The organism is Steroidobacter cummioxidans (genome assembly GCF_003104955.1).
The window spans coordinates 125,097-135,605 of sequence record NZ_LSRW01000001.1 but is presented as its reverse complement, the minus strand read 5'-3'; the positions used below and the strand labels follow the sequence as shown (position 1 = coordinate 135,605).

Genomic DNA, 10,509 nt, shown 5'->3' with positions numbered 1-10,509 from the left:
GCAGCGTCAGATGTGTATAAGAGACAGCCGCACGCTTGCCCGTGGCCATGGCCTTGCGAGCGATCTAGTCGCTCGCCACAGACGCACATCGATGCGGCGCTGTCATTAAGGCGTCATACATCGAAACAAGAATAGCCCGGGAATAAGCCGGGCATGGATGGCTGCCTCAGGGAAGAGGCGCAGGCACGGCAGCAAACAACATCCTTTCGATCCCGGAGCCCTCATGTCCAACGCGTCTCGTTCCTGCGTGGCCGCGGCCATCGCGGTTGCATTGTTTCAGTCTGCTGCGCCGGCAAGCGCTGGCGATCATGGTAAGGGTCGGGATGAAGACCAGGGCAACCTCAAGCTGAAGCCGCTGGCGACTTACGATGCCGGCGGGGTGGGCTCGGCGGAAATCGTCGCGTTCGATGCCTCGAGCAAGCGTTTGTTTCTGGTGAATGCCGCGACCTCGACGGTCGATGTTCTCGACGTGCGCAATCCGTCGCAGCCGAAGAAGGTTACGACCATCGACACTGGCACCATCGGCTCGCCGAACAGCGTCGCCGTGCGCGACGGCGTGGTCGCTGTCGCCATCGAGAGCCGCCCGAAGACGGATCCCGGTCACGTTGCCTTCTACGACGCCAATGGCAAGCTGATCAAAGCAGTGAAGGTGGGCGCGTTGCCCGACATGATCACTTTCACTCCAGACGGCAGCAGCGTGCTGACCGCCAACGAAGGCGAGCCGAGCGGCTACGGCCCTGGTCACGTCGATCCGGAAGGTTCCGTTAGCATCGTGCCGGTGCCGCGCAATTCGAAGCAATGGAAACAGCTGAGCGACCGCGATGTGCGCACGGTGTCGTTCACTCAGTTCAATGGCAAGGAAGCCAAGCTGCGCGCCCAGGGCATTCGCATCTATGGCCCTGGCGCGAGCGCCGCGCAGGATCTCGAGCCTGAATACATTGCCGTCACCGAAGATTCGCGCACCGCGTATGTGACGTTGCAGGAAAACAATGCCATCGCCGAGATCGACATCAAGAGCGCGTCGCTGACCAATCTGCTGCCGCTGGGCTACAAGGATTACAGCGAGCAGCCGTTCACCACGGCGACTTATGAATGGAACAAGCTGCCAGCGATCGGCACCACCGTGGGTGGGCAGACACTGTACCTCGGCGGCTTCTCGGGCCTGGCGTTCGAAGGCACCACGGGCGATGGCAAGCTGAAGTTCATCACTCACACCGATCGTGGCCCGAACGGCGAGCCGACCGGTATCAACCGTCCGTTCCTGTTGCCTGAGTTCACACCGCGCCTGGTGCGCTTCACGCTCGATCCGTACACCGGCGGGTTCCAGTTGCAGCAACAGATTCTGCTGCAGCAGGCGAATGGCAAGCCGCTCACCGGCCTGCCGAACGCCGTGCTGTCGAACGACACCAATCAACCGTACAACGATGAGATCGGCGTCGATCTGTTTGGCAAGCCCACCGCGCTCGATCCGCTCGGCGCGGATCTCGAAGGCATCGCCATTGCCGAGGACGGCTCGTTCTGGATGTGCGACGAATATCGTCCGTCGATTTATCACTTCGACAGCGAGGGCAGGCTGATCGAGCGGCTGGTGCCGATCGGCACGCATGCCGCCGCGGGCAAGCCGGTGCCGGCGCCGGGCCAGGCGGGTGAGTATGGCGTCGAAGCGCTGCCGGCGGTGATCGCGCAGCGCCGCCAGAATCGCGGCATGGAAGGTATTGCGATTCAGGACGGCAAGATCTACGCATTCGTGCAGAGCCCGATGCGCAATCCGGCGACGTTGGGCAACGCCGCGCTGAATGCGATGAAGAACGTGCGCGTGATCGAATACGATCCTGAAACGCGCGCGACTCGTCAGTTCCTGTATGTGATGGACAACCCGCCGGCAGTGAGCGCCGATGACACGCGCGCTGACAAGATCGGCGATGTCGCTGCAGTTCCGGGTGGCTTCCTGGTCGTCGAACGCGATGACGATGCTCTGCCGGAGGATCCGATCGAGACCATCACGAAGAAGATCTATGCGACCAGGCTCAACGGCGCGACGGATATTTCTGCGCTGGGTCTGTTCAACGTCGGGGGCGTGCAGAAGAGCGTCGATCAAATGACCGAGGAGGAATTGGCCACGGTCGGCGTCGTTCCGATGAAGAAGACGCTGCACGTGGATCTGGCGAGCGCCGGCTACGCGTCGGTCGAGAAGGTCGAAGGTCTGGCGGTGCTCGACAACGGCCAGCTCGCGCTGATCAACGACAATGATTTCGGCGTCGCCGGCATCGTCATCGACAACGCCACGGGCAAGTTCTCGCTGGCGCCTGGATATACCCCGGAGAAGCCGACGCTGGGCTTGTTGAAGGTGCCGGGCCTCGACGCGTCGGATCGCGACGACGCCATCAATATCCGTAACTGGCCGGTGTTCGGCATGTACCAGCCGGATGCAATCGCATCGTTCCGTGTCGATGGGATCACCTATCTGATCACCGCCAATGAGGGCGATGCCCGCGATTGGGACGGCTTCGCCGAAGAAGCGCGCGTCGGCTCGCTGGCGCTGGATCCGGTCGCGTTCCCGGATGCCGCTGAGCTGCAGAAGAATGCCAACCTCGGTCGTCTCAATGTCACCAAGGCATTGGGGGATGCGAATGGCGATGGCCTGTACGTGTCGCTGTATACGCTGGGCGGTCGTTCGTTCTCGATCTGGAAAGCCAACGGCGTCCAGGTGTTCGATAGCGGCAGCGACTTCGAGCGCATCGTCGCGGCGAGCAATCCGGCGTTCTTCAACGCCAGCCACGAAGATCGCACCTTCGACAGCCGTTCGGACAACAAAGGTCCGGAGCCGGAAGGTCTGGCGGTGGGTATGGTCGGTAAGCGGCGTTATGCGTTCGTTGGCCTGGAGCGCATGGGCGGCGTAATCACTTACGACATCACCAATCCGCATGCGCCGTTCTTCGTGGACTACACCAACAATCGTGACTTCTCGGTCGATCCGTACAACGCCCCGGCTGCTGGCGATCTCGGTCCCGAAGGCTTGTTGTTCATCGATGCCAAGGACAGTCCGACGCGCTCGCCATTGCTGGTGATCGCCAACGAGATCAGCGGCACGGTCACGCTCTATCAGATCGAACGCGAGTAAAAGAAAAGGGGCCGGCGGTAGCGCCGGCCCCTCCTGCTCGAACCGATCGAATCGATCAGACCTGAGGCACGGGCCCCAGGAAATCGGCCTTGCCGATCTCCACGCCGCCATGACGCAGCAGTGCGTACGCGGTCGTGATGTGGAAGAAGACGTTCGGCAGCGCCCAGTGGCGCACGAAATCCACCGCCTTGAAGTTGAACGTCATGCGCGGCGTCTTGATCGTAATGACGCGGTTGTCATCGCCCTCGAGCTGCTCCGGCTTGAAGCCTTCCAGATAGTCGATGGTCTTGGTCACGCGCGCGATCAACTCGGCCAGGGTGGCCTCGTTGTCCTCGAACTTCGGCGGCTCGCTGCCGCTCAGGCGCGCAGCCGCACCCTTGGCGGCATCGCTGGCGATCTGAATCTGACGGCTCAACGGCAGCATGTCCGGGTACAGCCGCATCGAAACGAACACATTGGGATCGAACTTGCGCGCTTCGGCGTGCGCCACGGCCTTTTCGAGGATGGCTTTCAGGCTGCGCAACGAATGCAGGAACGTGGGAATCGAGGCGTCGTACAGTGACAGGCTCATGACGTGATCTCCGGCCCCCTGGGCTCTTTGGGTTGGCGCGCGGATTATAGGTGGGCGGTAACATTCCGGTCGCCGGTCGGCGAACGGAATATTCAGCGCTCTGGGTCACGAGTCTTTTGCCCGACACCGGGCTGTCAGACGCCTTACTGTCGGGCGAGCACCAGCGTATCGGCTTGCCTGCCGAGCTCGACCACGCGCAGGCGCTTCCTGTCGTTGCTGACAACCGTCACCGCCGCATGATCCGGACGGAAGCACACGACATCGTCGGTTTTCTGTGCGGCGCCGACCGCAGCATTGATTGCGATGAAATGAGAATAGATGACGCAGTCGTGCTTGATGGCGAGCAATGACTCGAGCAGATCGCGCCGCCATTGCAGGTAATCGATCGAACCCGCCGGTGCATTCTCGTGCAGCTGCTGCCACGTGCCGCGCATGGCCGCGATCAGCCAGTCGCGTCGTGCGGAGAAGGGGATGGGCGGCGAGGGAATCTCGGCGACCGCGGGCATCAGCTCGACATTGCAGAACCAGATTTGCGCGAGCGGCTGCGCGGTCTCCCGGCAACGGCGCATCGGGCTGGAGTAAAGCGGCAGGCGCGACAGCGAGCGCGCAAGCTCTTCAGCCGTGGCCTGGGCTTGAGTCAAGCCGGTGGCATCGAGGCCAGGATCGGGATCCTCGCCCCAGGACGCGGCCGGTCTGGCGTGACGAACCAGATACAAACGTGGCATGGCGCCAGTTTGCGCTATTTCTCTGGCGGCTTATACACGTCGACGGATAGTGTGACGGTTCTGCCCTCATTGGCACTGAGCGCGCCGACATTGACCACCTTGCGCTCCACCTCTTCGCCGCGGTCGTTGCGTATCGAGATCACGACTGAATATTCCCAAGGCTCGCCTTCGGCCGGATGGCGGAATCCGCCCTCGACCCGCAAGGCCGAGAACGTGGCCTGTGCCTTACGTTCCGCGACGGCCTTGGGATCGAAGCGCAAGTGGTGCTTGCACGCGGGGCAGATGCTCGCGCTTTCGAGAATGGTCGACTTGCAATGCGGACAGACGCGCGTTTTGCCGTAGGCAGCCGCGCGTCCCGGACCTATCGAGGGCATTGCTATTACTTGCCGCCCTTGTCATCCCAGCCGAATTCGGCACGACCGCGCATGCGCGAGCCCGCGGCGACGGTGAGCGAGCCAGCCTTCAGGTCGCCGTTCAGCACGCCGGTCTGCAGCAGCTCGACGCGGGTGGCGGCATCGATATTGCCTTCCAGCTCGCCGCCGACCACGACGGTGTTGGCGCGGACGCTGCCCGTGATCTTGGCGCCCTGCTCGATGGTCAGGTTGCCCTGCACATTCACGTCACCCTTGAAATTACCTGCAATGCGGACGTTGCCCGCGCCTTCGATCTTGCCTTCGATGGTCAGGCCGGCGGCCAGCACGGATTCCTTGCTCTCGGCAGCGCCGGCGGAGCGGGCCGCTGGCGCGGAGGTACGGGCCGTCTCGACACTGGCGACGGTTGCCACGGTCTTCTCCGGGGCGGGATCAGGTGTGTTTTGTTCGCGGCCGTACTGATCTTTCCACAACGCCATATCGGCACACTCCTCAAGTTGAACGAGCTGCGGTTAATTACACAGGCTGCTAAAACGTGTCAAACATTCCGACATGAAACGTCGCGGCCTAGAGACAACGGATTTGTCTGCACAGTTCGTTCAGCGACGCCGTTCAGTTGCGGCTTTTGCGCTGCAGGAATACGGAGTGTGAATTTGTTCTCGCAGGCATATATTCCAATCGTACAACTCTAAGCCGGTGAGGATTTCTAACATGATCAAGCTCACGGTTAATGGTCAGCCACGCGATGTGGAGGTGGCGGGGGATACGCCACTGCTCTGGGTGCTCCGGGATTCGTTGGGGTTGACGGGCACCAAGTACGGCTGCGGGATGTCGCTGTGCGGAGCGTGCACCGTTCATGTCGATGGCGCGCCGGCCCGCGCCTGTATCACGCCGGTCGATGCCGTCGTCGGCAAGGCGATAACCACCATCGAAGGCCTGTCGCCGGATCGCAGTCATCCGGTGCAGCAGGCCTGGATGGAAATCGATGTGCCTCAATGCGGCTACTGTCAGTCCGGACAGATTATGTCGGCGGTGGCGCTGCTCAAACACAATCCGAAGCCGGCCGATGCCGATATCGACGCGGCGATGAGCGGCAACATCTGTCGCTGCGGCACCTATCCGCGGATTCGCAAGGCGATTCACAAAGCTGCTGCGATCCTTTCCGGTCTGCCGCAGGATCCCCTCAGCCGCCCGACTTCGTTCACGCAGCCTGCCGGTCAGGCGCAGACGGCTAAGGAGGGCACCTGACATGGCGACTTCACCTGGTTCGATCCTGGGCGATCTGTCCCGTCGCAGCTTTCTGAAATCGACCGCGACTGCCGCCGGCGGTCTGGTCATTGCCTGTTACTTGCCGGGCTGTAGCAAACCGGAGCAAGTCGCGACGCCGTCCGGGCCGCCGCAGCTCATCAAGGCGAACGCCTGGCTGCAGATCGGCACCGACGGCTCCATCACGATGTTTTGTGACAAATCGGAAATGGGGCAAGGCGTGTACACCGCACTGCCGACCTTGCTCGCCGAAGAGCTGGGCGTCGAGCCCGCGACCATCAAAGTTGAATTCGCGCCGCCTGGCAACGAATACGTGAACAAGCTGCTCGGCGTGCAGGCCACGGGCGGCAGCACGAGTGTTCGCGAGGCTTGGGACAAGATTCGTATGGCCGGCGCCGAAGCGCGTGTGCGTCTGATTGCCGCTGCCGCGAAGGAATGGGGTGCGCCACCGCAGTCATGCACGGTGGCGGACGGCTACGTGGTGTTTACATCTCGTCGTGCATCTTTCGGCGAGTTGGCTGCAGCTGCCGCCGCGCTGCCGGCGCCCGAGCATGTTCAGGTCAAAGGACACAACGACTTCAAATACATCGGCAAAACGTTGCCGAGATTCGATACACCGTCAAAGGTGGACGGCAGTGCGCAGTTCGGCATCGACATGCGCTTGCCTGGCATGTTGTACGCGGCACTTGCGCAGCCGCCGGAGTTGGGCGGCGCGGTGAAGAGCTTCAACGCCGATAAAGCGAAGGCGATGCCCGGCGTGCGCGAGGTGCTGCAAACGTCGGCGGGTGTGGCCGTGGTCGCAGACACTTGGTGGCAAGCGAAGACCGCGCGCGATGCGCTGGATATTCAGTGGAGTCCCGGCGCCGCGGCGAAACTCACCAGTGCAGCCATCTATGCCGGATTGAAGACGGCGTCGAGCGGCAAGGGGTTGGATGTTCGCAAGGAAGGCGACGTCGATGCGGGTTGGCAACAGAATCGCCGACGCGTCGAGGCGACTTATGAGTTGCCACTGCTCGCGCATGCAACGTTGGAACCGCAGAACTGCACGGTCGAGTTTCGCGATGATGGCTGCCATGTGTACGCGCCCACTCAAGTGCAAGGGATGGCGCAGGCCGCGGCGTCGCAAGCTGCCGGCTTGCCGCCGGAAAAAGTGTTCGTGCACACCACGTTCCTCGGCGGCGGCTTCGGTCGCAGATTGGATGTCGATTTCGTTCCCGCCGCGGTCGAATGTGCGAAGGCCGTCAACAAGCCGGTGAAGTTGCTGTGGACGCGCGAGGACGATACGACGCATGACAAATATCGCCCGCCGGCTCGCAACACGCTGTCTGCTGCGTTCGATGCCAATGGCAGGTTGAATACGGTGAAGGTGCATCTGGTCGCGCCGTCCGTGACTGCACGCTGGGCGCCAGGCGCCGTGCCAGAGGGAACGCCCGATCCGTTCTCGATCGAGGCGGCGCATAACTTTCCTTACGATGTGCCCAATCTATCCATCGACTATTTGCGCCACGAGGTCGGGCTCGACGTGGGCTACTGGCGCTCGGTGAGTCATGCCCTCAATTGCTTCGCCATCGAAAGCTTCATGGACGAGCTGGCGGCTGAAGCACAGCTGGACCCGGTCGAGTTCCGTCGCTCCTTGCTGGCCAAACAACCGCGCTGGCTGTCGGTGCTGGATGTCGCCGCTCGCAAGGCGAACTGGGGCAGTCCGCCGCAAGGACGTTATCAGGGGGTGGCCTTGATGTCGGGCTACGATTCCTATCTGGCTCAGGTCGCCGAGATCTCGCTCGACGGCAACAAGCTCAAAGTCCATCGCATCGTCTGTGCGGTCGACTGCGGCCAGATGGTGAATCCCGGCATCGTCCAGGCCCAGGCCGAAGGCGGCATTGTGTTCGGCTTGACCGCGGCGCTGTTCAGCGAAATCAACGTCGTCAACGGCAAGGTGCAGGAGCAGAACTTCGATACCTATCGGCTGCTACGCATGAATGAAACGCCGGTCATCGAGATTCACTTGCTGAACAGCGATGAAAAGCCCGGCGGCATGGGTGAGCCTTCGGTCGCGCTGGTTGCTCCGGCGGTCTGTAATGCGATCCACGCGGCGACCCGCAAGCGGCTCAGAAAGCTGCCGATTGTCAGGCAGGGATTCGTGGTCTGAGGGGCAGGACTCAGCAGCAGCGCGTCACTCCGGTCCACTTGCAGTGCTGTTGCTTGAGATAGAAGGCGCGTCGGCTCATTGGCGGTGAGCCGGCGTGCGCGTGCGCATGGTGAGCGAGATATTTGTCGTAAGCGTCATCCGTGGCGAGCGACCGAATCATGCTCCAGGCCAGGCCGAAGAAGGATCTCAGTCGTTGCATGTCATGCTGCCTCCGCGCCGATCTTGACGCTGCTGATGTGGACGTGCGGTGCCTCCGAGTTCGGAGGCACCGGCTGGCCACGAATGGCGCGCAGGCTAACACGCACCATGTCGCCGATGACAACCCAGAGAATCGCCGACAGCAACACCGCAAGCACTGCGTCGAGGCGCTGATTGAAGATCAATTGGGGCGCGACCGCGGCCTGCTCGGGCGGCATTGCGCCGGAGGCCAGCCTGGCCGCCATCTGGTCCGCCGCCGCCAGGAACCCGATGCGCGGGTCGCTGGAGACCACTTTCTGCCAGGTCGCTGAGGTCGTGACGATCGCCAGCCATGCCAGCGGCACGGCGGTGACCCAGCAATAGCGCAGCTTGCCTTGCTTGATCAGGATGCCGGTTGCGACGCTCAGCGCGATGCCGGCCAGCAGCTGATTGGCGATGCCGAACAAGGGCCACAGAATGTTGATGCCGCCGTTCGGGTCGACCACGCCGATGTACAGGAAGTAGCCCCAGCCGGCGACCACCAGAGCGCTGGTGAGCAGCACGGAGGGATACCACGAGGTCTCGCCCAGCGGCTTCCATACATGGCTCAGCGCATCCTGCAGCATGAAGCGGCCGACGCGCGTGCCGGCATCGAGCGTGGTCAGAATGAACACCGCCTCGAACATGATGGCGAAGTGGTACCAGATGGCCAGCATGCCCTCGCCGAACGCACTCGAGAAAATACTCGCCATGCCCACCGCCAGCGACGGTGCGCCGCCGGTGCGCGCGAACAGCGTCGACTCGCCCATTTCCTTGGCGAGGAATGCCATCTGCTCGACGGTCACCGGAAAGCCCCAGCCCGAAATGGTGGCGACCGCGGCTTCGGCAGTCGCGCCGACGACGCCGGGCGCGCTATTGATCGCGAAATACACGCCCGGCTGCAGCAGTGTCGCGGCGATCATCGCCATCACTGCCACGACTGACTCCAGCATCATGCTGCCGTAGCCGATCAGCCGCACATCGCCCTCGTTGCCGATGAGCTTGGGCGTCGTGCCGCTCGAGACCAGCGCGTGGAAGCCCGAAATTGCGCCACAGGCGATGGTAATGAACACGAACGGGAACAGGGCGCCACCGAAGATGGGGCCGCTGCCGTCGATGAACTGGGTCACGGCGGGCATGTGGATCTCGGGCCGCATCAGGATGACGGCCAGGGCCAGCAGCAGCACGGTGCCGAGCTTCAGGAAGGTCGAAAGGTAGTCGCGCGGTGCGAGCAGCAGCCACACCGGCAGGACGGCGGCGATGAACCCATAGCCGATCACGAACCACGCGAGCGGCTTGCCCTGCAGATTGAACAACTCGCGCAGCGTCGGATGCGAGTCGACCCAACCGCCGCCGACTACGGCGAGCAACAACAGCGCCAGTCCGATCAGCGATCCTTCCAGCACGCGGCCCGGGCGGATATTGCGCAGATACAGCCCGACCAGCACCGCGATCGGGATGGTCGCGAACACCGTCGAAGTAGCCCACGGGCTGTGCTTCATCGCATTGACCACGACCAGGCCGAGCACCGCGATCAGGATGATCATGATGGTCAGCGTGCCGAGCATCGCCGCGAAACCGCCGACCGGCCCGAGCTCGTCGCGTGCCATCTGACCGAGGCTGCGGCCATTGCGTCGGGTGGACAGAAACAGAATGGTCATGTCCTGAACACAACCGCCGAGCACGCCGCCGACCAGGATCCACAAGGTGCCCGGCAAGTAACCGAACTGGGCCGCGAGAGTAGGGCCGATCAAAGGGCCGGGGCCGGCGATCGCGGCGAAGTGATGGCCGAACACGATCCAGCGATGGGTCGGCACGAAGTCGCGCCCGTTGTTCAGGCGCAGTGCTGGCGTGGCGCGCGTCGGGTCGACGCTCAATACCTTGGCCGCGACCCACGCGCTGTAAAAACGATAGCCCAGGCTGTAGATGCACAGCGCGGCCACCACGATCCACATGGCATTGATGGTCTCGCCGCGATGGAGTGCGATACCGCCGACCGCGCAGGCGCCAACCAGCGCCACCAGTATCCAAAACGCTTTGCGCAACATCTTATTTCGCTCCAGCCCATGCCTGCCTCGTGCATGCGGGCC

9 protein-coding genes are annotated in these 10,509 nt (G+C 62.8%); 3 read left to right on the top strand and 6 right to left on the bottom strand.

Features of this window, described 5'->3' with window-relative positions; all coding sequences use genetic code 11:
- Positions 1–223: 223 nt before the first annotated feature.
- A complete protein-coding gene (locus D0550_RS35360; RefSeq protein WP_161965564.1) occupies positions 224–3,121 on the top strand; it encodes a choice-of-anchor I family protein in 2,898 nt (965 codons plus the stop codon).
- Between the two features lie 55 nt (positions 3,122–3,176).
- Here the strand turns inward: D0550_RS35360 and D0550_RS00585 are convergent, their stop codons facing one another.
- The 4 genes from D0550_RS00585 to D0550_RS00570 form a co-directional block, all read right to left on the bottom strand.
- Complete coding sequence (locus tag D0550_RS00585) at positions 3,177–3,692, bottom strand: DUF1993 domain-containing protein (RefSeq protein ID WP_116807149.1); 516 nt, start codon at positions 3,690–3,692, stop codon at positions 3,177–3,179.
- A 143-nt stretch (positions 3,693–3,835) separates the two neighbouring features.
- The gene (locus tag D0550_RS00580; RefSeq protein ID WP_116807148.1) at positions 3,836–4,417 is read right to left on the bottom strand and encodes a histidine phosphatase family protein; all 582 of its coding nucleotides are present in this window, start codon (positions 4,415–4,417) and stop codon (positions 3,836–3,838) included.
- Between the two features lie 14 nt (positions 4,418–4,431).
- Positions 4,432–4,782, bottom strand: coding sequence for a hypothetical protein (locus tag D0550_RS00575; protein ID WP_414717261.1), 351 nt, complete (start codon positions 4,780–4,782; stop codon positions 4,432–4,434).
- Between the two features lie 14 nt (positions 4,783–4,796).
- The gene (locus D0550_RS00570; protein ID WP_116807146.1) at positions 4,797–5,267 is read right to left on the bottom strand and encodes a bactofilin family protein; all 471 of its coding nucleotides are present in this window, start codon (positions 5,265–5,267) and stop codon (positions 4,797–4,799) included.
- Positions 5,268–5,499: 232 nt separating this feature from the next.
- Between D0550_RS00570 and D0550_RS00565 the strand changes: the two genes are divergently transcribed.
- Positions 5,500–6,036, top strand: coding sequence for a (2Fe-2S)-binding protein (locus D0550_RS00565; RefSeq protein ID WP_116807145.1), 537 nt, complete (start codon positions 5,500–5,502; stop codon positions 6,034–6,036).
- 1 nt (position 6,037) lies between these two features.
- The gene (locus D0550_RS00560; RefSeq protein WP_116807144.1) at positions 6,038–8,203 is read left to right on the top strand and encodes a xanthine dehydrogenase family protein molybdopterin-binding subunit; all 2,166 of its coding nucleotides are present in this window, start codon (positions 6,038–6,040) and stop codon (positions 8,201–8,203) included.
- Between the two features lie 10 nt (positions 8,204–8,213).
- Here D0550_RS00560 and D0550_RS00555 read toward each other — a convergent pair whose 3' ends face one another.
- Entirely contained in the window at positions 8,214–8,402 is a 189-nt protein-coding gene (locus tag D0550_RS00555; protein WP_116807143.1) for a CstA-like transporter-associated (seleno)protein, read from the bottom strand.
- Position 8,403: 1 nt separating this feature from the next.
- The gene (locus tag D0550_RS00550) at positions 8,404–10,467 is read right to left on the bottom strand and encodes a carbon starvation CstA family protein (RefSeq protein ID WP_116807142.1); all 2,064 of its coding nucleotides are present in this window, start codon (positions 10,465–10,467) and stop codon (positions 8,404–8,406) included.
- Between the last annotated feature and the right edge of the window lie 42 nt (positions 10,468–10,509).